The 22570-nt window shown below is 67.9% G+C and carries 20 protein-coding genes; 10 read left to right on the forward strand and 10 right to left on the reverse strand.

Annotation, left to right across the window (positions count from 1 at the left end; all coding sequences use genetic code 11):
• Window positions 1–27: 27 nt before the first annotated feature.
• Window positions 28–1236 (forward strand): arginine deiminase, encoded by a 1209-nt coding sequence (gene arcA, locus ACZYYX_RS14835; protein ID WP_463815275.1) that lies wholly within the window; start codon window positions 28–30, stop codon window positions 1234–1236.
• Here the strand turns inward: arcA and ACZYYX_RS14840 are convergent.
• Window positions 1233–2741: a dolichyl-phosphate-mannose--protein mannosyltransferase gene (locus ACZYYX_RS14840; protein WP_463815811.1), complete on the reverse strand. Its 1509-nt coding sequence runs from the start codon at window positions 2739–2741 to the stop codon at window positions 1233–1235. The two genes, arcA and ACZYYX_RS14840, sit on opposite strands and share 4 nt — an antisense overlap.
• A 66-nt stretch (window positions 2742–2807) precedes the next feature.
• On the opposite strand from ACZYYX_RS14840, the gene rsmI reads away from it, so the two are divergent.
• A complete protein-coding gene (rsmI, locus tag ACZYYX_RS14845) occupies window positions 2808–3647 on the forward strand; it encodes a 16S rRNA (cytidine(1402)-2'-O)-methyltransferase (RefSeq protein ID WP_463815276.1) in 840 nt (279 codons plus the stop codon).
• Window positions 3648–3988: 341 nt separating this feature from the next.
• Here the strand turns inward: rsmI and ACZYYX_RS14850 are convergent, their stop codons facing one another.
• From ACZYYX_RS14850 to metG, 4 genes are all read right to left on the reverse strand, one after another.
• Window positions 3989–5239 (reverse strand): aminodeoxychorismate synthase component I, encoded by a 1251-nt coding sequence (locus ACZYYX_RS14850; RefSeq protein WP_463815277.1) that lies wholly within the window; start codon window positions 5237–5239, stop codon window positions 3989–3991.
• A gap of 7 nt (window positions 5240–5246) precedes the next feature.
• Window positions 5247–6128, reverse strand: coding sequence for an RNA polymerase sigma-70 factor (locus tag ACZYYX_RS14855; protein ID WP_463815278.1), 882 nt, complete (start codon window positions 6126–6128; stop codon window positions 5247–5249).
• Window positions 6125–7303: an NAD(P)/FAD-dependent oxidoreductase gene (locus ACZYYX_RS14860; protein ID WP_463815279.1), complete on the reverse strand. Its 1179-nt coding sequence runs from the start codon at window positions 7301–7303 to the stop codon at window positions 6125–6127. Before ACZYYX_RS14860 ends, ACZYYX_RS14855 begins: the two co-directional genes overlap by 4 nt.
• Before the next feature lie 75 nt (window positions 7304–7378).
• Window positions 7379–8923, reverse strand: coding sequence for a methionine--tRNA ligase (metG, locus tag ACZYYX_RS14865; RefSeq protein WP_463815280.1), 1545 nt, complete (start codon window positions 8921–8923; stop codon window positions 7379–7381).
• Between the two features lie 17 nt (window positions 8924–8940).
• Between metG and ACZYYX_RS14870 the strand changes: the two genes are divergently transcribed.
• From ACZYYX_RS14870 to rsmA, 3 genes are all read left to right on the forward strand, one after another.
• On the forward strand, window positions 8941–9804 hold the full coding sequence (locus ACZYYX_RS14870) for a TatD family hydrolase (protein WP_463815282.1): 864 nt from the start codon (window positions 8941–8943) through the stop codon (window positions 9802–9804).
• Window positions 9805–9885: 81 nt separating this feature from the next.
• Window positions 9886–11013: a transglycosylase family protein gene (locus ACZYYX_RS14875; protein WP_463815283.1), complete on the forward strand. Its 1128-nt coding sequence runs from the start codon at window positions 9886–9888 to the stop codon at window positions 11011–11013.
• A complete protein-coding gene (gene rsmA, locus ACZYYX_RS14880; protein WP_463815284.1) occupies window positions 11010–11951 on the forward strand; it encodes a 16S rRNA (adenine(1518)-N(6)/adenine(1519)-N(6))-dimethyltransferase RsmA in 942 nt (313 codons plus the stop codon). The genes ACZYYX_RS14875 and rsmA overlap by 4 nt, the downstream gene beginning before the upstream one ends.
• Here the strand turns inward: rsmA and ACZYYX_RS14885 are convergent.
• Together ACZYYX_RS14885 and ACZYYX_RS14890 are read right to left on the reverse strand one after the other, a co-directional pair.
• The gene (locus ACZYYX_RS14885) at window positions 11938–13458 is read right to left on the reverse strand and encodes an amino acid permease (RefSeq protein ID WP_463815285.1); all 1521 of its coding nucleotides are present in this window, start codon (window positions 13456–13458) and stop codon (window positions 11938–11940) included. The two genes, rsmA and ACZYYX_RS14885, sit on opposite strands and share 14 nt — an antisense overlap.
• 87 nt (window positions 13459–13545) lie before the next feature.
• A complete protein-coding gene (locus ACZYYX_RS14890) occupies window positions 13546–14346 on the reverse strand; it encodes a serine/threonine-protein kinase (protein WP_463815286.1) in 801 nt (266 codons plus the stop codon).
• A gap of 51 nt (window positions 14347–14397) precedes the next feature.
• Between ACZYYX_RS14890 and ACZYYX_RS14895 the strand changes: the two genes are divergently transcribed.
• The 5 genes from ACZYYX_RS14895 to ACZYYX_RS14915 all read left to right on the forward strand — a co-directional run bounded on the left by ACZYYX_RS14895 (window position 14398) and on the right by ACZYYX_RS14915 (window position 20296).
• Complete coding sequence (locus ACZYYX_RS14895) at window positions 14398–15366, forward strand: 4-(cytidine 5'-diphospho)-2-C-methyl-D-erythritol kinase (protein WP_463815287.1); 969 nt, start codon at window positions 14398–14400, stop codon at window positions 15364–15366.
• A gap of 324 nt (window positions 15367–15690) precedes the next feature.
• Window positions 15691–17325: a fatty acyl-AMP ligase gene (locus ACZYYX_RS14900; protein WP_463815288.1), complete on the forward strand. Its 1635-nt coding sequence runs from the start codon at window positions 15691–15693 to the stop codon at window positions 17323–17325.
• Between the two features lie 92 nt (window positions 17326–17417).
• Window positions 17418–18374, forward strand: a complete 957-nt coding sequence (locus ACZYYX_RS14905) for an ATP-binding cassette domain-containing protein (protein WP_463815289.1) — start codon at window positions 17418–17420, stop codon at window positions 18372–18374.
• Complete coding sequence (locus tag ACZYYX_RS14910) at window positions 18371–19222, forward strand: ABC transporter permease (protein ID WP_463815290.1); 852 nt, start codon at window positions 18371–18373, stop codon at window positions 19220–19222. The genes ACZYYX_RS14905 and ACZYYX_RS14910 overlap by 4 nt, the downstream gene beginning before the upstream one ends.
• A 33-nt stretch (window positions 19223–19255) precedes the next feature.
• A complete protein-coding gene (locus ACZYYX_RS14915) occupies window positions 19256–20296 on the forward strand; it encodes an epoxyqueuosine reductase (RefSeq protein ID WP_463815291.1) in 1041 nt (346 codons plus the stop codon).
• Here the strand turns inward: ACZYYX_RS14915 and pth are convergent.
• From pth to ACZYYX_RS14930, 3 genes are all read right to left on the reverse strand, one after another.
• On the reverse strand, window positions 20293–20871 hold the full coding sequence (gene pth / locus ACZYYX_RS14920) for an aminoacyl-tRNA hydrolase (protein WP_463815292.1): 579 nt from the start codon (window positions 20869–20871) through the stop codon (window positions 20293–20295). The genes ACZYYX_RS14915 and pth overlap by 4 nt on opposite strands.
• Window positions 20872–20879: 8 nt before the next feature.
• Window positions 20880–21545, reverse strand: a complete 666-nt coding sequence (locus ACZYYX_RS14925) for a 50S ribosomal protein L25/general stress protein Ctc (protein ID WP_463815293.1) — start codon at window positions 21543–21545, stop codon at window positions 20880–20882.
• Between the two features lie 133 nt (window positions 21546–21678).
• Window positions 21679–22548, reverse strand: coding sequence for an oxidoreductase (locus ACZYYX_RS14930; RefSeq protein ID WP_463815294.1), 870 nt, complete (start codon window positions 22546–22548; stop codon window positions 21679–21681).
• Between the last annotated feature and the right edge of the window lie 22 nt (window positions 22549–22570).

Here is a 22570-nt window from a genome sequence, read left to right on the forward strand (position 1 = left end):
GGTCGCTTTCCCGCTACGGTGCTAGTTGTGACAGACGCGGTGCTCGGGTGCAATTCGGAGGTCGGCACGCTGCGGACGGTGATCCTGCACCGGCCCGGCGCCGAACTGAAACGGCTGACGCCGCGCAACAACGACACGCTGCTGTTCGACGGGCTGCCGTGGGTGGGGCGAGCCCAGGAAGAACACGATGCGTTCGCCGATCTGCTGCGGTCGCGCGGGGTCGAGGTGCTGCTGCTGGGGGATTTGCTCAGCCAGGCGCTCGCCCACAGCGGCGCGGCCCGCATGCACGGCATCTCCGCGGCCGTCGATGCGCGGCGGCTGGGAGCGCCTCTGGCGCAGGAACTCTCGATGTACCTGCGCACCCTGGACGCCGGTGCGTTGGCCCATGTGCTGATGGCGGGCATGACGTTCGACGAGCTGCCGTTCGGGGAGAACGAGCTGTCCCTGGTGCGGCGCATGCATCACGGCGGGGACTTCGTGATCGACCCGCTGCCCAACCTGCTGTTCACCCGCGATTCGTCGTTCTGGATCGGGCCGCGGGTCGCGATCACATCCCTGTCGATGCACGCGCGCGTGCGGGAGACGTCGCTGACCGATCTGATCTATGCACACCATCCGCGCTTCCTCGGGGTGCGTCGCGCCTACGAATCCCGCTCGGCCCCGGTCGAGGGCGGCGACGTGCTGCTGCTCGGCCCAGGTGTGGTGGCGGTCGGAGTGGGGGAGCGCACCACACCCGCGGGTGCAGAAGCGTTGGCGCGCAGCCTGTTCGACGACGGTCTGGCACACACCGTGCTGGCGGTGCCCATCGCGCAGGAGCGCGCGCAGATGCATCTGGACACCGTGTGCACGATGGTCGACAAGGATGCGGTGGTGATGTACCCGAACATCGTCGACTCGCTGACCGCGTTCCCGATCCGCCAGTCCGCTGACGGCGTGCGCATCGACCGCGCTGCCCCGTTCGTCGACGTCGCCGCCGACGCGATGGGCATCGGCAAGCTACGCGTCATCGACACCGGACTCGACCCGGTGACCGCCGAGCGGGAGCAGTGGGACGACGGCAACAACACCTTGGCGCTGGCCCCGGGGGTGGTGGTCGCCTACGAGCGCAACACCGAAACCAATGCGCGGCTGCGGGATTCGGGTATCGAGGTGCTCGCGATCTCGGCGTCGGAACTCGGTACCGGCCGCGGCGGGCCTCGCTGTATGTCGTGCCCAGCCGCCCGCGACCCGCTCTAACGCCAGGACGGCAGCCAGATCTGCATGTTCCATGTGCCCTGCGAGATGGGCAGACCCGTCAGGACCGGGTAGAGCCACGCGAAGTTCGTGATCACCAGCGCCACATAGCAGCTGACGACGAGTAGTCCGAGCGTTCGCCGTTCGGCGCTCTGCCGTGGCGCATGCAGGATGTCGCCGAGGATCATCGCGATCATCATGATCAGGAACGGCGCCATGGTCGCGGCGTAGAAGAAGTACATCTGCCGGTCGATGTCGGCGAACCACGGCAGGAAGCCGGCGCCATACCCGACCAGCAGCACCGCGTACCGCCAGTCGCGCCTCACGAAGGCGCGCCACAGCGTCCACACCAGAACGGGGACGGCGAGAAACCACATCGCCGGTGTGCCGACGAGCAGCACGGCCTTGACACACGACTGTGCGCCACAGCCGGGGACGTCCTGGTTGGTGATCGCGTACAGCACCGGGCGCAGCGACATCGGCCACGTCCACGGCTTGGACTCCCACGGGTGATGGTTGCCGTCGGCGTTGGTCAGCCCGGAGTGAAAGCGGAAGGCCGCGTAGGTGTAGTGCCACAGTGAGCGGATCGCATCGGGCAGCGGAACCACGCTGTCGGGCCCTATCGAGCGCCCGACCTCGTAGCGGTTCACCCCGGTCTCGGAGGCGAACCACATCGCATACGACGCCAGGTACACGCCGAACGGGACGGCCACCAGCGCATACAGCGACGGCCCGACGTCGCGGCGCAGCGTGCCGCGCCACGGCCGCTGCACCCGGTACTGCTTGCGCGCGGCCACGTCGAAGGCCACGCTCATGACCCCGAAGAACAGCACGAAGTACAACCCCGACCATTTCGTGGCGCAGGCCAGGCCGAGCAGCACCCCCGCGCCGAAACGCCACCAGCGCACGCCGAGTCGCGGCCCCCAGCGCGTCTCGGCGACCCGGCCGGCCATCAGCGCGACGTGCATGCGTTCTCGGACCTGGTCGCGGTCGACGATCAGGCAACCGAACGCGGCGACGACGAAGAACACCAGGAAGATGTCCAGCAGCGCGGTGCGGGCGATCACGAACGACACGCCGTCGGCGATCAGCAGCAGTCCGGCGAGGCCGCCGACGAGCGTGGAGCGGCTGATCCGGCGGGTGATGCGGACGACCAGCAGCACCATGACCACGCCACACAGCGCGCCGGTGAACCGCCACCCCATCCCGGTGTAGCCGAAGATCGCCTCACCGAGGGCGATCATCTGCTTACCCACGGGCGGGTGCACCACCAGGCCATAGCCCGGGTTGTCCTCCACGCCGTGGTTGTGCAGCATCTGCCAGGCCTGCGGCGCGTAGTGCTTCTCGTCGAAGATCGGGGTCCCTGCGTCGGTGGGGGAGCCGAGGTTGAGGAACCGTGTCACCGCGGCCAGCGCGGTGATCACCAGGGTCATCGCCCAGCCGCGGAACCTGTCCAGCGGCCCGAAGTCGGCCACCGGTACCAGCGGCCCGGGGGAGACGACCGGCACCGCACGGCGCGCGACAACGAGCTCGTCGGGCGGGGCGGTCACGCCTGCGATCGTAGGCTGTGGGGCATGACCGTCGGACGACTGCTGGTCGGCGCGACGCCGCTGGGTCAGCCGTCAGATGCCTCGAACCGGCTCATCCGCGCGCTGGCCAGCGCCGATGTGATCGCCGCCGAGGACACGCGGCGGGTCCGTACGCTCGCGACCGCGCTCGAGGTTCGGCCGATCGGGCGCATCGTCAGCCTGTACGACCAGAACGAGGCGTCGCGGGTGCCCGCGCTGCTCGAAGACATCCGCGGCGGCGCCACGGTGCTGCTGGTCAGCGACGCCGGGATGCCGCTGATCAGCGACCCGGGCTACCGGATGGTGGCAGCCTGCGTGGACGCCGGCCTGCCGGTGCACTGCCTGCCGGGACCGTCGGCGGTGACGACGGCGTTGGCCGTCGCCGGGCTGCCGTCGGAGCGGTTCTGCTTCGAGGGTTTCGCGCCGCGCAAGACGGCGGCGCGCACGACGTGGTTGCAGAGCCTGGCGAACGAGACGCGCACCTGTGTGTTCTTCGAATCCCCTCGCAGGCTCGGTGAGTGTCTGCAGGACGCGGTCGCGGTGCTCGGTGCGCAGCGGCGGGCGGTGGTGTGCCGTGAGCTGACCAAGACCCACGAGGAGATCGTGCGGGGGACACTCGGTGAGCTCGCGACCTGGGCCGCCGATCCGGTGCTCGGGGAGATCACCGTGGTGCTCGCGGGGGCCACCCCGACGGCTGATCCCGAGGCGCTGGTTGCCGAGGTGATCCGGCTCGTCGACGAGGACGGCCTGCGGGTCAAGGACGCGTGTGCCCAGGTGGTGGCGGCCCATCCCGGTGCACCGTCACGACGGGAGCTCTACGACGCGGTGCTGCGCTCCCGAAGCTAGAACGGGGCACAATCAGCGGATGACGCACGACGATCTGTGCAGACTCGAGAGTTCATCGGGCAGCGTGGTGCTCGATGTGGCGGCTCAGACGCTCACCTTCGAACACGTCGGCTCCGTGGCGACCGCGGAACAGAAAGCGTTGTCGCCGTTGGTTGTTCCGTTGGGTGCCATCGCCTCGGTGGAGTGCAAGCCGGGCTATTCCACCCATTGGTTCTGGGTGGTTCCGTGGGGCATCGCGCCGCGCCGAGCCTGTGGTCGCAGAGGTGCCCGCGCCGTCGCGGCGGGGGAGGTTGGCGGCCGGCCTGGGAGCCTTGATCGATGGCTTCTTCAACAGCCGCTGATCAGCGCGTCGAGACCACCGGCGGCTCATCGCGCAGATCGGCGTCCACGATCGGTGCCGCCTTGTGGAGGCACTCCTCCCACTCCATAAGGGGATCGGAGTCCGCGGTGATGCCGCCCCCGACGCCCAGCACGGCATCGCCGTTCGCGGTGAACTCGACGGTGCGGATCGCGACGTTCAGCTCGCATCCCGCCTCGGGGGATGCCAAACCGACTGTGCCACAGTAGATTCCACGGCGGTGCGGTTCCCACTGCCGCAGGAGTTCCCGAGCCCGGGTCTTTGGCGTACCGGTGACGGAGGCCGGCGGGAACGTCGCCGCCAGGATCGCCGCCGTCGACACGTCGAGCGGAACCTGCGCCGACACCGTCGACACCAGGTGCCACACTCCCGGTGCAGGTCGGACGGCGAGGAGCTCGGGGACGACGACGCTGCCCGTGCGGGCGACTCGGCCCAGGTCGTTGCGCACCAGATCGACGATCATGATGTTCTCCGCGACGTCTTTGACCGACGCGCGCAGCGCGGCCGGATCCGCGTGACGGGGCAGCGTGCCTTTGATCGGGCTCGAGGTGACGGCCTCGCCGCATCGACGCAGGAAGAGCTCCGGGGAGAGCGACGCGACGGCACCCCAGTCTCCCGACATGAACGCGGCCCGCGAAGGCGCGGTGCGCGCGACCGCGTCGACGAAGAAGTCCACCGGCTCGCCGTGCAGGGCGCCGCGGAATTGCGTGCACACGCACGCTTGGTAGACCTCGCCCGCGGCGATCGCCTCCAGGCACGCGTGCACCCCGCGTTGGTGGGCCTCTCGATCGGCGTCGCGCCACGTGACGGTGGCCGGCCTCGCGTCGGGGCGCGTTCGCAGAGCATCGACCACCCACGTGGATACCGAAGCCCCGCTGAGGCTTTCGTGCCACCAGGTACCGTCGGCGTCGCACCGCAACACGGAATCCGACCAGCCGCCCGCCGCCTCGGGCAGCCGCGGTCCGCACCCGTCCGCACCCGGATCGGGGTAGGACAGGTACCCGAACCACCCGCCGCCCACGGGGCCGTCACCGCGCGATCCGGACGCCACGTCGAATGCCGAGCCGGCGGGTACCGGAGACACGATCACGCTGGGCGCGATCACGGCACGGGAGCCGAACCAGTCGCCGATCAGGGCAGCCGGTGGAGCCAGCCCGCGCTGTGCAGTGGCGATCGCGAGGGCGCGCAGCACCGACGGCGCAGCGCCGAGGGGGCCCAGCCGGTCGGTACGCACCGCCTCATTATCTGCCGATGCGTCGCGGCACCATCACCGTGGCGAGCTTCTCGGGGTTGCGCATCGCGTAGAAGTTCGCGATCTTGCCGTCGCTCACCTCGATCAGCACCACGCCCTCGAGCCGGTCGCCGGTGTAGAGCACCAGCGCCGGCGCGCTGTTGTACACGGCCGGTTCGACGCGGCCTTCGGGCCCGCCCAGCCGAACCAGGCCCATGACCAACCGGGCGACGCGTTCGGCACCCGCCACGGGGCGGCGCGCCGCGCTCACCTTGCCGTCGCTGTCGGCGGTCCACACGACGTCCGGCGTGAGCATCGCCATCAGGCCGTCGAGGTCACCGGTCGCCGCCGCAGTGAAGAACTGAGTGGTCAGTTCCGCGGAGTACTGCGGGTCGACGGGCTCGAAGCGTTTCCGTCGGGATTGCACGTGTTGCCGAGCGCGGTGGGCCATCTGGCGCACCGCGGCCGTCGACTTACCGATGGTCGAGGCGATCTCGTCGTGGTCGAAGCCGAACACCTCGCGCAGCACGAAGACTGCCCGTTCGTCGGGGCTCAGCGTCTCCAACACCACGAGCATCGCCATCGACACCGACTCGGCCAGCACCACATCCGCCGACGGGTCGGCCTCCGTCAGCAGCGGCTCGGGCAGCCACGGGCCGACGTAGGTCTCCTTGCGCCGGGACTGGGCCCGCAGCGCGTTGAGCGCCTGCCGGGTGACGAGCTGGGCGAGGTAGGCCTTGGTGTCGGCCACCCCGCTCAGCTCGACCTGCGCCCACCGCAGATAGCTCTCCTGTAGAACGTCATCGGATTCTGTTGCACTGCCCAGGATTTCGTAGGCGATCGTGAACAGCAGCGGGCGCAGCGCGGTGAACCGCTCAGCGTGTTCGGTCATCGGCTGCCGGCCGTCTCGGTCAGAGGCTCGGCCTCCCGTGAGGGACCGTTGAGCGACCGGTAGGAGCCGGGATCACCCGCTTCTCCTGCCATCCACTTCACCGTCCACCGGCACACCTGCTCCTTGATGACCGCGCCCGCGCGTCCCCCGATGAACAGCGGCAGAGGCGTGTCGTCTTTGCGCTGCAGCTGCAGGGTTCCCGCGCGCCGACCGAGGCTGATGCACTGCGCGGTCATCGGGACCGACCGTTCTGCGGGCTCGGAGCCTGCCAGCCGAGCGAGCACGGTGTCGGCGGCCAGCACACCCATCGGAAGACTCGCCTGGCAGCTCATCCGGTACGGCTGCCGCGACGGGGCGGCGGCGTCTCCGGCGCCGACGATGTGGTCGTCGTCGACGCTGGTGTACGTCTCGTCGGTGACCAACCGACCCATCCCGTCGGTGGTCAGCCCGCTGGTGGCGGCCAGCGCGGGAACTCCGAAGCCGGCGCTCCACACGGTCACCGCGCTGGCGAGCCGCCGGCCGTCGGCGAGGACCACGTGGTCGGGCCCCACCGCGGTGACCGACGCCGCGGCCCCGTCGATCATCGTCACGCCCAGCCGGCGCAGGCGGGTGGTCACCGAGCGGCGGCCGGGCCGGCTCAGCGACGGCCCGATCTGGGTGCTCACCAGTGTGACGGCACGACCGGCCTCGGCGAGTTCGGCCGCTGCCTCGATGCCGGTCAAGCCCGCCCCGACCACGACGATCGGCGCCGGCAGGGCCACGTCGGCCAGCCGTGCGCGCAGAGCGTCCGCCTGTTCCCACTCGCTGATCGGGTAGGCGAACTCCGCCGCACCCGGCACCGAGGCCGGCGCCGCGGCGGTGCTGCCAGCGGCGTAGACGAGGTAGTCGTACTCGAGCTGGCCGCCCGAGGACAGCGCGAGGCTGCGGGTGGCGGCGTCGATGTGCATGACGCTGTCGACGACGACGCGCACGCCGGCGTTGAGCACGCGGTCGAACGGCAGGACCGCGTCGTGGTTTCCGACGGCCATTTGGTGCAGCCGGATCCGCTCCACGAATCGTGGCCGCGGGTTCACCAGTGTCACCGCCAGATCGTCACGTGACATCAGCCGGTTGGCGGCCATCACGCCGGCGTAGCCGCCACCGATCACGACGATGCGGGGCTGGGGTTCGGTCATGGTGTCTCCTTGGTCCGAGGGCTTGTGACCTCGAGACACCGCTGACCGCCTCCGTGTGACACGACGTGATGCGTATCACACCTTGTCGTCGGCCTGGTAGCGCGGGAAGACGCCGCTCGGCGCCGGCAGAACGACACCGGGCGTGAGCCTGACGGGAACCGACGAGAAGGACCGCTGATCGGCGGGCTGGCCGAGAAGGTCGAGCAGTCGTGCCATCGACTCCGGCATCACGGGCTGGCTGAGCAGCGTCGCGATCCGGACCACCTCGAGCGTGGTGTAGAGCACCGTCGCGAAGCGCTGCGGGTCCGTCTTGCGCAACACCCATGGCTCCTGCGCCGAGAAGTAGCGGTTGGCCGCCCCGAGCACCGACCAGATCGCCTCCAGCGCCAGGTGCATCGCCGTGGCGTCGTAGTGCCCGCGCACCCGCTCCAGGAGCCCGTCGGCGGCGGTCAGCAACTCCAGGTCCTCGGCGGTGAACTCGCCGGGTTCAGGCACCACGCTGTCGAGGTTCTTGGCCACCATCGACAGCGAGCGCTGCGCGAGGTTGCCGAACTCGTTGGCCAGGTCGGCGTTGATCCGCGCGACGATGCCGTCCTCGCTGTAGCTGCCGTCCTGGCCGAAGGGCACCTCGCGGAGCAGGAAGTAGCGCACCTGGTCGACACCGAACGTGTCGACCAGGTCGTGGGGGTCCACGACGTTGCCGACCGACTTGCTCATCTTCTCGCCGCGGTTGAACAGGAAGCCGTGCGCGAAGACCTTCTTCGGCAGCTCGATCCCCGCCGACATCAGGAACGCGGGCCAGTACACCGTGTGGAACCGGATGATGTCCTTGCCGATCATGTGCAGGTCGGCCGGCCAGTAGCGGCGGTAGAGCTCGGATTCGGTGTCGGGGAATCCGACGCCGGTCAGGTAGTTGGTCAGCGCGTCGACCCACACGTACATGACGTGATCGGGGTGATCGGGCACAGGAACGCCCCAGTCGAACGTCGTGCGCGAGATCGACAGGTCGCGCAGACCACCCGAGACGAAGCTGACGATCTCGTTGCGGCGTACGTCCGGCTCGATGAACCCCGGGTGCTCGCTGTAGAGCGCGAGCAGTCGATCGGTGTAGGCGGACAGCCGGAAGAAGTACGTCTCCTCCTCGGTCCACGTCACCGGCGTGCCGGTCTCGATGGAGGTGCGAACCCCTTCGTCGCCGACCACGGTCTCGTTCTCGGCGAAGAAGCGCTCGTCTCGCACCGAATACCAGCCTGCGTACGCGTCGAGGTAGACGTCGCCTGCGTCGACCATGCGGCGCCAGATCGCCTTGGACGCCTCGTAGTGATCGGCGTCGCTGGTGCGGATGAAGCGGTCGAACGAGACGTTCAGCTTGCGTTGCAGCTGTTCGAAGACGTCGGAGTTGCGCCGGGCGAGTTCGACGGTCGGTACGCCTTCCCGCGCGGCGGTCTCGGCCATCTTCAGTCCGTGCACGTCGGTGCCGGTGAGAAAGCGGACGTCGAAGCCGTCGAGCCGCTTGAAGCGGGCGATGGCGTCGGTGGCGATGTATTCGTAGGCATGTCCGACGTGCGGGTCACCGTTGGGGTACGCGATCGCCGTCGTGACGTAGTAAGGCTCGCTCATTTGTGCTTCACCCTAAGGTGTGGACAGTGAGCTCCTCCTCCCGACAGCGGCGCGAGCCGCCGCCGCTTCCCGAGCCTCTGTCCCCGCTGGTCGACGCGCACACCCACCTCGACGCGTGCGGAGCACGCACGCCTGACGACGTGCGGACGATCCTCGACCGGGCGGAGAGCGTGGGCGTACGCGCTGTGGTCACGATCGCCGACGATCTGGATTCGGCACGGTGGGCAGTCGACGCGGCCGGGTGGGACCCGCGGGTGTACGCCGCGGTCGCGCTGCACCCGACCCGCGCCGGCGCGCTGACCGAGGACGCGCGGGCGGAGCTCGAGACGCTCGCGGGGCATCCGCGGGTCGTGGCGATCGGCGAGACCGGGCTCGACCTGTACTGGCCGGGACGTCTGGAGGGGTGCGCCGAGCCCTCGGTGCAGCGGGAGGCCTTCGCCTGGCACATCGATCTCGCCAAACGCGTGGGTAAGCCGCTGATGATCCACAATCGCGACGCCGATGCCGACGTGCTCGACGTCCTGCGGGCCGAAGGCGCACCCGAGAGTGTGATCTTCCACTGCTTTTCCTCCGATGCGGCGATGGCGCGGACCTGTGTCGGCGAGGGCTGGCTGCTGAGCCTGTCGGGCACGGTCAGCTTCAAAAACGCCCATGCGCTGCGAGAAGCCGCTCAGCTGATTCCCGGCGACCAGCTGCTCGTGGAGACCGACGCACCGTTTCTCACCCCGCACCCCTTCCGTGGGGCGCCGAATGAGCCCTATTGCCTCCCTTACACTGTTCGTGCGCTGGCCGACGTCGTCGGCAGGGCGCCTGAGGTGGTCGCCGACAGCTCTTCGGTGACGGCGGAGCGTGTCTACGGCCTGCAAAGTTGCTGTGCGTAGGCCTATTCGTTACCGTCCTGTGATAATGCACGCGCGCGCAGAGCAGCTGCGCGCGGTGAAGAAGTTGGGGTCGACGACATCGTGAATGCCATCACCAGACTTCATCAGACGCGCTCGCCTGTCTTGCGAGCACTTGTCCTGGCGACTTTGCTAGCCCTGGTCTTCGCGGGCAGTGCAGCCGTTGCGATGCACAAGACGGTCACGCTCACCATCGATGGTGCGTCGATGACGGTGCCGACGATGAAGAGCCGCGTCATCGATGTCGTGAAAGAAAACGGCTTCGACGTCGGGGAGCGCGACGACCTGTTCCCGGCCGCCGACACGCCTGTCCACCAGGCCGACACCATCGTTTTGCGGCGCAGCCGCCCGCTCGAGATTTCCACCGACGGCGGCGGCACCGAGCAGGTGTGGACAACGGCGTCGACGGTGCAGGAGGCGCTCGCCCAGCTGCGGATGACCGACAAGGCGCCGCTGGCCGCCTCCCGCGGCAGCCGCGTTCCCCTCGGCGGGATGGCGCTTCCGGTGGTGAGCCCCAAAACAGTTCAGCTCGACGACGGCGGCGCGGTGCGCACCGTACGCCTTGCGGCGGCGAATGTCGCGGCGCTGCTCGATGCCGCCGGGGCGCCGCTTCAGCAAAGTGACATCGTGAATCCAGCACCGTCGGCTGCCATCGTCGACGGCATGCGGATCACGGTCACCCGGGTGCGTATCGAGAAAGTCACCGAGCGGCTGCCGCTCGCCCCGAACAATCAGCAGATTCCCGACGTCACGCTCAACATGAGCCGGCAGGTCGTGGAGGATCCCGGAATGCCGGGCACCCAGGACGTGACATTCGCCGTTGCCCGCGTAAACGGCGCCGAAACAGGCAGAATGCCAGTAGCCAATGTCATCGTCGTTCCTGCCCGCGACGGGGTCCTGCGCATCGGCGCGAAGCCCGGGACCGAGGTGCCGCCGGTGTCCAATTCGGGCCAGTGGGATGCCCTCGCCCGGTGCGAAGCCGGAGGTAATTGGGGGATCAACACAGGCAACGGATTTTTTGGTGGTGTGCAATTTGATCAAAACACCTGGGAACGCAACGGTGGTCTGAGGTATGCTCAGCGTGCAGATCTGGCAACGAGGGAAGAGCAGATCGCAATTGCTGAAGTGACCAGGGCGCGCCAGGGATGGGGTGCGTGGCCGGTCTGTAGTGGAAGGATCGGTGCGTCATGACAATTCGGCTGCTCGGGCGAACTGAGATTCGTCACTTGGCAAAGTCGATAGACTTCCGCCCCCGCAAATCGTTCGGTCAGAACTTCGTTCATGATGCCAACACGGTGCGCCGCATCGTGTCCGCGTCGGGCGTGAATCGCAACGATCACGTGTTGGAGGTCGGCCCCGGTCTCGGTTCGTTGACGCTGGCCCTGCTCGACAGGGGCTCGCGGGTGACGGCCGTGGAGATCGATCCGGTGCTGGCAGAACAGCTGCCCAAGACGATCGCCAGCCATTCGCACAGCGAGATCAATCGACTCAAGGTGCTCAACCGGGACATCCTCACGTTCCGCCGCGAGGACCTCGATGACGAGCCTACCGCGCTGGTCGCCAATCTGCCCTACAACGTTGCTGTACCTGCACTGTTGCACCTCCTTGCCGAGTTCCCGTCCATTCGCACGGTGATGGTGATGGTGCAGGCCGAGGTCGCGGAGCGCCTTGCCGCCGAGCCCGGCGGCAAGGACTATGGCGTGCCCAGCGCCAAGGTGCGGTTCTTCGGCAATGTGCGCCGCTACGGCATGGTGTCGCCCACCGTGTTCTGGCCCATCCCGCGCGTGTACTCCGGGCTGGTGCGGATCGACCGCTACGAGACCTCGCAGTGGCCGACCGACACCGAGTTCCGCGAGCAGGTGTTCGAGCTCGTCGACGTCGCGTTCGCCCAGCGTCGTAAGACCGCGCGCAACGCGTTCGCCGAGTGGGCGGGCTCGGGCAACGAGTCTGCGAGCCGTCTGTTGGCTGCCAGCATCGATCCGTCTCGTCGCGGCGAGACGCTGGCCATCGCGGACTTCGTGCGGCTGCTGCAGCGCAATGCTGATTGGCACGTCGTGCCGAAGGAGGCCCCGGCGGTTTCCGCCGAGGCCACCTCCGACGAGCTCGACGCCCAGGTCACCTCTCAGTAGTACCGGGACCGTCGTCGGTCTTCGGCTTCGGATTGTCGCGTTCCAGGTACTCGTTCATCAGTGGTGTCTGCGCGGCGATCGGGTAGTTACCGGTGATGCCGATCCGCTCACGTGCGATCGCCATGACTCGTGTGCGCACCAGGAACCAGCCGATGACCAGCGCGGGCACCAGGACGACCAGCGCCACCAGGTTCCAGTAGTTCTCGTAGCACATGAGTGCCGTGACGGCGAACAGGAACACCAGGGTTGCGTAGCTCGTGTAGGGCGTGCCCCACAGCCGGAACGACGGTCGCTCGAGGATGCCCTTCTTCGACCAGCGGTAGAGCTGGATCTGGCAGATCACGATCGTGGCCCAGGACGCGATGATGCCCAGCGCCGAGAGGTCGAGTGCGATGTTGAACGCTTCGGCGGGCACGACGAGATTGAGGAACACGCCGACCACGGTGAACACCGCGGTCAGCGCGATGCCGGCGAAGGGCACGCCCCGCTTGGTCATGCGCGAGGTGAACTGCGGCGCGCTGCCGTTGAGCGACATCGAGCGCAGGATGCGGCCCGTGGAGTACAGGCCCGCGTTGAGGCTCGACATCGCTGCGGTCAGCACGACGAAGTTCATGATGTCCCCGGCCGCGGGCACGCCGATCTTGGAGAAGAACGTGACGAACGGACTCTCGCCCTGCTTGTAGGTGGTGTAGGGCAGCATGAGTGCCAGCAGGATCAGTGAACCGACGTAGAAGATCGCGATGCGGAACACCACCGAGTTGATGGCCTTCGGCATCACCTTCTCGGGGTTCTCCGTCTCGCCTGCGGCCGTCCCCACCAATTCCACTGCGGCATAAGCGAAGATGACGCCCGACGTGACGAGGACCAGTGCCAGCGCGCCGGTCGGCAGGATGCCGCCGCTGTTTGAGATGACGGACAAGCCGGTCGGTTGGCCCTCGATGTCGAAGCGGCCCGCGAGAAAGACGATGCCGACGACGAGGAAGGTCACCAGTGCGATGACCTTGATCAGCGCGGCCCAGAACTCCATCTCCCCGAACACCTTGACCGAGATCATGTTCACCGCCAGCACGATCACCAGTGCGATGAGCGCGATCGTCCACTGCGGGACCGCCTTGAACGCACCCCAGTAGTGCATGTAGAGCGCGATCGCGGTGACGTCGACGATCGACGTGCAGGCCCAGTTGAAGAAGTACATCCATCCGGCGACGAAAGCGGCCTTCTCACCGAGGAATTCGCGCGCGTACGAGACGAACGATCCTGACGACGGACGGTGCAGCACCAGCTCGCCCAGGGCGCGCAAGATGAAGAAGACGAATACGCCGCAGACGGCGTAGACGATGAAGAGGCCGGGCCCGGCTGAGTTGAGTCGGCCTCCGGCGCCCATGAAGAGGCCGGTACCGATGGCGCCGCCGATCGCGATCATCTGCAGCTGGCGCGGTTTCAATCCTTTGTGGTAGCCCTCTTCCTCGTGGGCGAGGGCTGAATTGTCGTACTCTACGGCAGTCATGGACGAGGACGCTAGCCCCAGGCGTGTCACAGCAGAATTCACCGACGTTAAGCGTGGGTTACGAAGAGCGGGAATGATTTTCAGGTTTCACGGCCGGAGCAGGCGGGTAATCAGCGCGATCGGCTCGGCGCAGGTGGGATAGCGCATGGCCGGTTGTTTGGCCAGTGCCTTGGCGACGATGGAGTCGAAAGCGTGAGGTAGCCAAGCGATCCGGCGTGACAACCGGGGCGGTGGACTGGACAGCTGGGCTGCGGTGAGGCCCATCGCGGTCGCAGCGATGAACGGCGGCGCTCCGGTCAACAGCTCGACAGCGCTGCACACCAGGCCGTACTCGTCGGTGGCCGCACTGACCGGGTGCCCGAGCAGCAATTCGGGCGCAGAATACGGCAGCGACGCGGTCACATGGGTGGTGCGCGGTGGCACCGCCTCGCCGAGTACATGGGCCGAGCCGAAGTCGGCGAGCGCCGCCCCGTGCTCGCCGAATTCCGCGCGCAGCAGCATGTTCGCGGGCTTGACGTCGCAATGCACGACACCGTGCTCGTGCAGGTAGTCCAGCGCTCCCGCGATCTGGGCCAAGGCAGTGAGGCGGTCGGGCCGCGTCGGCAGATTCGTGGCAGGACCGCCCGCCATGAACTCCATCGCCAGCCACCCAGGTCCGTGGTCGAGCACCGTCGCGATGTGGGGGTGGACGAGCCTGCGGCCGAGCGCGAATTCTCGCTCCAGTCGGTCGGCGTCCCCGGGGTGGGGCGGAAAATCGGTCAGCATCTTCAGTGCCACGGTGCGCCCAGGGGTCCGGATCTCGCGCGCCCGGTAGACGGTTGACGTGCCTCCGCGACCCACCACCGCATCCACGGTGTAGCCCTCGAAGCGGTCCCCCGGCGAAAGCACGTTCCCAGAGTAGGGTTCACCCGCGCTTTGCCGCGGCGTTAGGGTCGTTCGGTGTCCGCGCGCGACGGTAATACCGCCCCCGAGTGGGTTCCCACCGGTTCGGTCACGGTTCGGGTGCCCGGCAAGGTCAACCTGTACCTGGAGGTCGGCGATCGCCGGCCCGACGGTTACCACGAGTTGTCCACGGTGTTCCATGCCGTCTCGCTCCTCGACGAGGTGACGGTGACGACCGCCGATGTGCTGAGCCTCCAGATCAGTGGGGAAGGCGCGGAATCATTGCCGACCGACGAGCGCAACCTCGCGTGGCGGGCGGCCGAGCTGATGGCCGAGCACGTCGGGCGCGCGCCCGACGTCGCGATCGCCATCGACAAGACGATCCCGGTCGCCGGCGGAATGGCGGGCGGCAGCGCCGACGCCGCCGCCGTTCTGGTCGCGATGAACGAACTGTGGGAGCTGGGAGTGCCCCGCCGGGACCTGCACGCCCTGGCTGCCCAGTTGGGCTCCGATGTGCCCTTCGCGCTGCACGGCGGTACCGCGCTCGGCACCGGACGCGGCGAGGAATTGGCAACGGTGTTGACTCGCAACACTTTTCACTGGGTGCTGGCGTTCTCAGACGGTGGGCTGTCGACCGCAAAGGTGTTCAGTGAGATCGATCGGCTGCGCGAGGCGCAGGAGCACGCCCTGCCGCCCCGGCTGGAGTCCGCAGAGCCGGTGCTGGCGGCGCTGGCCACGGGTGACCCAGCAACGCTGGCCCCGCTGCTGGGCAACGATCTGGCGCCGGCAGCGCTGACGCTGGATCCGGGCTTGCGTCGCACCCTGCGGGCGGGCGTCGAGGCCGGCGCGTTGGCCGGGGTGGTCTCCGGCTCCGGGCCGACGTGCGCGTTCCTGTGCACGTCGGCGGGGTCGGCCGTCGACGTCGGTACGGAGCTGGCCGGAGCTGGTGTGTGCCGGACGGTGCGCGTGGCCAGCGGGCCGGTGCACGGCGCTCGGGTGGTGCCGAGTGCGACGCCGTCGGCCTGAGTGACCGGCGCCGACAGCTGTGACTAATCCCTCAAACTCGACACCCGTTTGGCAGTTACTTAAGAGTCTTCTAAGATGATCGACGGTGAGAGCTAGCGGTCAAGCAGTGGACGCGTCAGGTTCCCTCGTCGTCATCGACGCAGGGCGCCACCTTGGACGCGGCCGAGGCTCGGGCCGCCGCGCGCATGGCCGGAACGGACCATCACCGATTCGAGACACAACCGCTGCATTAATGTGTGCGCGCCTGCATGAAAAGGCCGCTCAACAGGCGGAACATGGCAAACGGGCATGTGCACATCAGCAGATGTCGGCGAGGAGGTCGTCGTGAGCAGATTCACCGAGAAGATGTACTTCAACGCCCGTACGAGCACCCGGGGCATGGTGACCGGCGAGCCCCACGAGCCGGTCCGCCACACCTGGGGTGAGGTGCACGAGCGCGCGCGGCGCATCGCCGGTGGCCTCGCCGCAGCGGGTGTCGGACTCGGCGACGCAGTCGGCGTGCTCGCCGGCCTTCCGGTGGAGATCGCCCCGACCGCCCAGGGCCTGTGGATGCGCGGCGCCAGCCTGACGATGCTGCACCAGCCCACGCCCCGCACCGATCTGGTGATGTGGTCCGAAGACACCATGAACGTGATCAGCATGATCGAGGCCAAGGCCGTGATCGTCTCCGATCCGTTCCTCGTGGCGATCCCGGTGCTGGAGGAGAAAGGCATCACCGTCCTCACCGTCACCGATCTGCTCGCCGCCGATCCGATCGATCCGATCGAGGTGGGCGAGGACGAGCTGGCGCTGATGCAGCTGACGTCGGGTTCGACGGGCTCGCCCAAAGCCGTGCAGATCACGCACCGCAACATCCACTCCAACGCCGAGGCGATGTTCATCGGCGCGCAGTACGACGTCGACAAAGACGTGATGGTGAGCTGGCTGCCCTGCTTCCACGACATGGGCATGGTCGGCTTCCTGACCATCCCGATGTACTTCGGCGCCGAGCTGGTCAAGGTCACGCCGATGGACTTCCTGCGCGACACGCTGCTGTGGGCCAAGCTCATCGACAAGTACAAGGGCACGATGACCGCGGCGCCGAACTTCGCCTACGCGCTGCTGGCCAAGCGCCTGCGTCGCCAGGCAAAGCAGGGCGATTTCGACCTGTCGACGCTGCGGTTCGCGCTCTCGGGCGCCGAGCCCGTCGAGCCCGGGGACGTCGAAGACCTCATCGACGCCGGCAAGCCGTTCGGGTTGAAGCCGTCGGCCATCCTGCCGGCCTACGGCATGGCCGAGACCTGTCTTGCCGTGTCGTTCTCGCCGTGCAACGCCGGCCTGGTCGTCGACGAGGTCGACGCCGACCTGCTGGCCGCGCTGCGCCGCGCTGTGCCGGCGACCAAGGGCAACACCAAGCGGCTCGCCGACCTGGGGCCTCTGCTGACCGATCTGGAAGCCCGCGTCATCGACGATCACGGCAACGTGATGCCGCCCCGCGGGGTCGGCGTGATCGAGTTGCGTGGCGAGTGCGTCACGCCCGGCTACATGACGATGGGCGGGTTCATCCCGGCGCAGGACGAGCACGGCTGGTACGACACCGGTGACCTAGGCTACCTGACCGAAGAAGGCCACGTCGTGGTCTGCGGCCGCGTCAAGGACGTCATCATCATGGCCGGTCGCAACATCTACCCGACCGACATCGAGCGGGCGGCCGGACGCGTCGAAGGGGTACGGCCCGGTTGTGCGGTGGCCGTGCGCCTCGATGCGGGACATTCCCGCGAGACGTTCGCCGTCGCCGTCGAGTCCAACGCCTGGCAGGACCCGGCCGAAGTGCGCCGCATCGAGCATCAGGTCGCACACGAGGTCGTCGCCGAGGTCGAGATGCGGCCGCGCAACGTCGTCGTGCTGGGCCCGGGCAGCATCCCGAAGACGTCGTCGGGCAAGCTGCGTCGCTCGACCTCCGTCTCTCTGGTCACCTAGCTCCTTCTCCCGCGACGCCCCTCTCCCGCGACGCGTACGTTCGCGGCCTAAAGCATTGGCCGGATGTCGGGGCCCGCGGATACCGTCGGGGTATGGAATCGGCCATCGAAGCCATCGAGCTGGTCAAACGCTTCGGCGAGAACACCGCGGTCGGGGGCGTCAGCTTCGCCGTTCCGCCCGGGACTGTGCTCGGCTTGCTCGGCCCCAATGGCGCCGGCAAGACCACCACGGTGCGCATGATGACGACGCTGACCGAGCCCACCAGCGGTACGGCGCGCGTGGCCGGGTACGACGTGCGCACCCAGCCGGATCAGGTCCGCCGCCACATGGGCCTCACCGGACAGGTCGCCACCGTCGACGAGCTGCTCACCGGGCGGGAGAACATCCGGATGATCGGCGGCCTCTACGGCATCCGCCGCAAAGAGCTCGACAAGCTCGGTGACCGACTGCTGCAGCAGTTTTCGCTCAGCGACGCCGGTGACCGGGTGGTCAAGTCCTACTCGGGCGGTATGCGGCGGCGCCTCGACCTCGCGGTCAGCCTGCTCGCCTCTCCTCCTGTGCTGTTTCTCGACGAGCCGACCACGGGACTGGATCCCCGAAGCCGCAGTGAACTGTGGGAGGTGTTGCGCGAGTTGGTCGCTGATGGAACCACGCTGCTGCTGACCACGCAGTATCTCGAAGAGGCCGATCAACTGGCCGACAACATCGTCGTTATCGACCGGGGCCGCATCATCGCCGAAGGCTCTCCACTGCAGCTCAAGCAGCAGGCGGGGCGCGCCAGCCTGGTGATCACCGTCGGTGACGCGGCGGATCTGTCTGCGGCGCAGGATGTCCTGCGCCGCACGGGCGCCGAGGTCCACGTCGACGCGCCCGCCCGTAGGCTGACCGCCTCGGCGGACGGGCTCGACGACATGATCGCCGTCGCCGGCTGGCTGCGCGACGGAGGTATCGCCGTCGACGACATCGGATTGTCGCGGCCCAGCCTCGACGACGTTTTCTTGAACCTGACAGGGCACCGTACCGACGACACCGAGGAGGTCGGCGCATGACCGCGTTGGACACCCACCGCCCGAAAGGCGACGCCCAGGCGGTGCGCACACATCCCACCAACATCGCGCAGCAGTCGTGGATCATGGTGAAGCGCAACATGATCCACACCAAGCGCATGCCGGAGATGCTCAGTGACGTCACCGCGCAACCCATCATGTTCGTGCTGTTGTTCGCGTTCGTGTTCGGTGCCTCGATCACCAACACCGGCGGCGCGTCCTACCGCGAGTTCCTGCTGCCTGGCATTCAAGCGCAGACCATCGTGTTCTCGGCGTTCGTCGTGGCATCGGGCATCACCGCCGATGTCGAGAAGGGCATCATCGACCGCTTCCGCTCTCTGCCGATCTCGCGGTCGTCGGTGCTGATCGGGCGCAGCATCGCGAGCTTGATGCACTCGTCGCTGGGCGTGCTGGTGATGGCGCTGACGGGCCTGGCCATCGGCTGGCGCATCCGCGGCAGCGTCGCCGAAGCGGTGTTGGCTTTCGCGCTGATCCTGATCTTCGGCTTCGGCATGATCTGGTTCGGCATCCTGATCGGGTCGCTGATGCGCACGGTCGAGGCGGTCAACGGGGTGATGTTCACCGTGCTGTTCCCGGTGACGTTCCTGGCCAACACCTTCGTCCCCACCGAACCGATGCCGCACTGGCTGCGTGTCATCGCCGAGTGGAATCCGGTGTCGTCATTGGCGCAGGCGATGCGTGAATTGTGGGGCAACGGCGGTCCGGCGGCACCGGATGCCCAACTGCCGCTACATCATCCGGTGCTGTCGACGATCCTGTGGTCGCTGGCGCTGACGGCAGTGTTCGCGCCGTTCGCGCTGGCTGCCTACCGGCGGCGCACCACGGACTGACCACCATGCTGAGTATTGTGTAGCATACTCAGCATGGTGCAGAAGTTGCCGCCGCGGCTCGCCGCGCACCCGACCGTCCGTGCGGTGCGAGAGCGGCCGTCCCAGCCGCCCGGTGTGATCGACGCCGACTGGTTGCGAACGGTCTGCCGTGAGGCCGGCGTCGACGACGTCGGCTTCGCTCGCGTCGACAACCCCGCTCTGGCCTCGGAGGTCGAGCACGTGCAGGCGGCGCTGCCGGGCGCAGTCAGCTATCTGTCGCTGGTGGTGAAGATGAACCGCGACAACGTGCGCTCCACCGCTCGCAGCGTCGCGAACCAGGAATTCCACCGCAGCGGCGAGATCATGAACGAGGCGGCCCACCGCATCACACGACTGCTGCAGGACGCCGGCCATCGGGTGATCAATCCGTCGGCGACCTTCCCGATGGAGATGGACCGTTACCCGGGCCGCATCTGGGTGGTGGCCCACAAACCCGTCGCGGTCGCCGCAGGTATGGGGGTGATGGGCATCCACCGCAACGTGATCCATCCCCGCTTCGGCAACTTCATCCTGCTCGGGACCATCCTGGTCGCGAGTGACATCTCCTCCTACGACACGCCGCTCGACTATTCGCCGTGTCTCGAGTGCAAGCTGTGCGTGGCGGCATGCCCGGTCGGGGCGATCAAGAAGGACGGCGGGTTCGACTTCGTCGCGTGCTCGGTGCACAACTACCGCGAGTTCATGGGCGGTTTCACCGACTGGGTGGAAACCGTCGCCGACAGCGCCGACGGCGACGACTTCCGTTCCCGGGTCACCGATTCCGAGAACGCCTCTATGTGGCAGAGCTTGTCATTCAAAGCGAACTACAAGGCCGCCTACTGCCTGGCGGTGTGCCCGGCGGGGGAGGAGGTCATCGAGCCCTACCTCGACGACCGCAAGGCGTTCATGGACCTGGTACTCAAACCGCTACAGGACAAGCAGGAAAACCTCTACGTCATCCCGGGTTCGGCAGCCGAAGAGCATGCGCTCAAGCGTTTCCCGCACAAGCCGGTGAAGCACGTCGGCAGCGGGATTCGCGGTACGCGCAGCGGTTAAGCCCAGGCGTGCACGACGTTCTGGGCCGGCTCCAGGCCCTGGGTGATCAGCAGTTCGACCGCGTCAGCGGCCTGCTCGCAGATCACGGCGACCTCGGGTCGCTCTCGGGCGTTGAACGGCTCCAAGACGAACGACGCCCCCGATTGCCGGCCCGGCGGTTTGCCGATGCCGACCCGCACTCGCTGGAAGTCGTTGGTGCTCAACGCCGATCCGACTGACCGCAGGCCGTTGTGGCCGGCCACGCCGCCGCCGTACTTGAGCCGGATACGGCCGAAGTCGATGTCCAGTTCGTCGTGCACGATGATCACATCGCGCGGCGGGACCGAATAGAACTTGGCCAACGGTCCGACCTGGCGCCCGGATTCGTTCATGTACACACGCGGCTTGGCAAGCACCACCGGGCGGCCGGCCAGCCGCCCGGTGGCCACGTCGGCCCCGGACTTCTTGTGCACCTTGAACGTCTCGCCGACACGGTCGGCGAGGACGTCCAGGACGAGGAAACCGAGGTTGTGCCGGGTCAGGGCGTACTGAGGCCCCGGGTTGCCCAGGCCGACCACCAGCAGGGGTTCGGCCATGTCGGCGACTACTCGGAGTCGCCGTCGGCGGGCGCGTCCTCGCCGCCCTCGGTCTCAGCCTCGGCCTCTTCGGCCTGCTCTTCGAGCGACTCGCCGCCACCCTCGGCCTCGAGCTCTTCCTCGGTCGGCGCGGCGATGACGTTGACGACCAGCAGCTCGGGATCGGACACCAGCGTCACACCCGAGGGCAGCTCGACGTGGCTGGCGAGCACCTGGGTGCCCTCCTGGGCGTCTTCGACCGACACGGTGAGCTGTTCGGGAATCGACTGGACGTCGGCCTCGATCTCGATGGCGTTGGCTTCCTGGGTGACCAGCGTGCCGGGTGCCGCTTCGCCCTCGACGACGACGTTGACCTCGACGGTCACCTTCTCGCCGCGGCGCACGACGAGCAGGTCGGCGTGCTGGATGTTGCGGCGGATCGGGTGGATCTCCAGCGACTTGGTCAGCGCGAGCTGCTCGGTGCCGGCGATGTCGAGTGTCAGCACGGCGTTGGTGCCGGCGTTGCGCAGCACGGCGGCGAAGTCGCGGCTGTCGAGCTCGAGGTGCTGCGGGTCGGTGCCGTGGCCGTAGAGCACCACGGGCACGCGGCCTTCACGGCGGGCACGGCGCGATGCGCCCTTGCCGGTGGTGCTGCGGACCTGAGCGGTCAGATTGTTCGGGGCGTTGCGCGCCATGTCGGTACTCCTGTGCCGGTGGTGATGGACACGGCAAGGGCGACACGAACTGCAGATGATCGTCCCGTCGATAACGGCGGTCTGGCAGACCACCCTCGCCGTGATGCGTCGACCAGGGTAGCCCAGCACCCGGCTAGAGCGGAAATTCCACCCCGGTGAGCTGCTCGGACAGCGTCCACAAGCCGGCGGCTTTGCCGCTGTTTCGCGCCAGCGGAGTGCGCCAGTGGGCCCCGGTGGGGCCGCGCATCGAGAACCGCGGGCCGACGAACGTGTTGCCGGGCACGTCTTCGGCGACCGCGTACAACGTCTGTCGCGCCCCGTAGTCGGCGTCGGTGGCGAAGAATGCGTTGCCCGCGTCCCAGACCCGGCTGCCGAACCGGTTGCCGGTGTGGCCCTGCAGGTTGGTGGCCGAGTAGCCGGGATGGGCGGCCACTGCCCGGACCGCGGAGCCGGCGGCGGTGAGTCTGCGCTGCAGCTCGCTGGTGAACAGCAGGTTCGCGAGCTTCGACGCACCGTAGGCGGGCCAGGCGAGGTAGGGCCGCGACTTCCAATTGAGGTCGGCGAGGCTGATGTAGCCGAAGATGTGCATGAACGACGACACCGTCACCACCCGGTCGGTCAACCGCGGCAGAAGCAGGTTGGTGAGCGCGAAATGGCCGAGATGGTTGGTGCCGATCTGGCTCTCGAATCCGTCGACGGTGAGCGCGTAGGGGACGGCCATGATGCCGGCGTTGTTGACGAGCACGTCGACGCCGGAGACGCCGTCGGCGAACGTTCTGATCGACGACAGGTCCTGCAGGTCGAGCCGGCGCACCTCGACGTCGCCGGACATCGTCGCCGCAGCGTCGCGGCCCTTGTCGACGTTGCGCACCGCGAGGATGGTGCGTGCCCCGACGCGGGCGAGTTCACGGGCGGTCACCAGGCCCAGTCCGCTGTTGGCGCCCGTCACGATCACGGTGCGGCCGGCGAACGAGGGCAGGTCGGCTGCGGTCCAGTCGCTCATGGCAACACTCTAGGAAGGCTCC

The sequence above is a fragment of the Mycobacterium sp. IDUB_1 genome (assembly GCF_055419625.1).

What these genes read in the sequence shown, in the direction of transcription:
- rsmI (WP_463815276.1), top strand. Translation starts at nt 2,808, where the DNA reads ATGACCGTCGGACGACTGCTGGTCGGCGCGACGCCGCTGGGTCAGCCG.
- ACZYYX_RS14855 (WP_463815278.1), bottom strand. Translation starts at nt 6,128, where the DNA reads ATGACCGAACACGCTGAGCGGTTCACCGCGCTGCGCCCGCTGCTGTTC.
- ACZYYX_RS14860 (WP_463815279.1), bottom strand. Translation starts at nt 7,303, where the DNA reads ATGACCGAACCCCAGCCCCGCATCGTCGTGATCGGTGGCGGCTACGCC.
- metG (WP_463815280.1), bottom strand. Translation starts at nt 8,923, where the DNA reads ATGAGCGAGCCTTACTACGTCACGACGGCGATCGCGTACCCCAACGGT.
- rsmA (WP_463815284.1), top strand. Translation starts at nt 11,010, where the DNA reads ATGACAATTCGGCTGCTCGGGCGAACTGAGATTCGTCACTTGGCAAAG.
- ACZYYX_RS14885 (WP_463815285.1), bottom strand. Translation starts at nt 13,458, where the DNA reads ATGACTGCCGTAGAGTACGACAATTCAGCCCTCGCCCACGAGGAAGAG.
- ACZYYX_RS14905 (WP_463815289.1), top strand. Translation starts at nt 17,418, where the DNA reads ATGGAATCGGCCATCGAAGCCATCGAGCTGGTCAAACGCTTCGGCGAG.
- ACZYYX_RS14910 (WP_463815290.1), top strand. Translation starts at nt 18,371, where the DNA reads ATGACCGCGTTGGACACCCACCGCCCGAAAGGCGACGCCCAGGCGGTG.
- ACZYYX_RS14915 (WP_463815291.1), top strand. Translation starts at nt 19,256, where the DNA reads ATGGTGCAGAAGTTGCCGCCGCGGCTCGCCGCGCACCCGACCGTCCGT.
- pth (WP_463815292.1), bottom strand. Translation starts at nt 20,871, where the DNA reads ATGGCCGAACCCCTGCTGGTGGTCGGCCTGGGCAACCCGGGGCCTCAG.
- ACZYYX_RS14925 (WP_463815293.1), bottom strand. Translation starts at nt 21,545, where the DNA reads ATGGCGCGCAACGCCCCGAACAATCTGACCGCTCAGGTCCGCAGCACC.
- ACZYYX_RS14930 (WP_463815294.1), bottom strand. Translation starts at nt 22,548, where the DNA reads ATGAGCGACTGGACCGCAGCCGACCTGCCCTCGTTCGCCGGCCGCACC.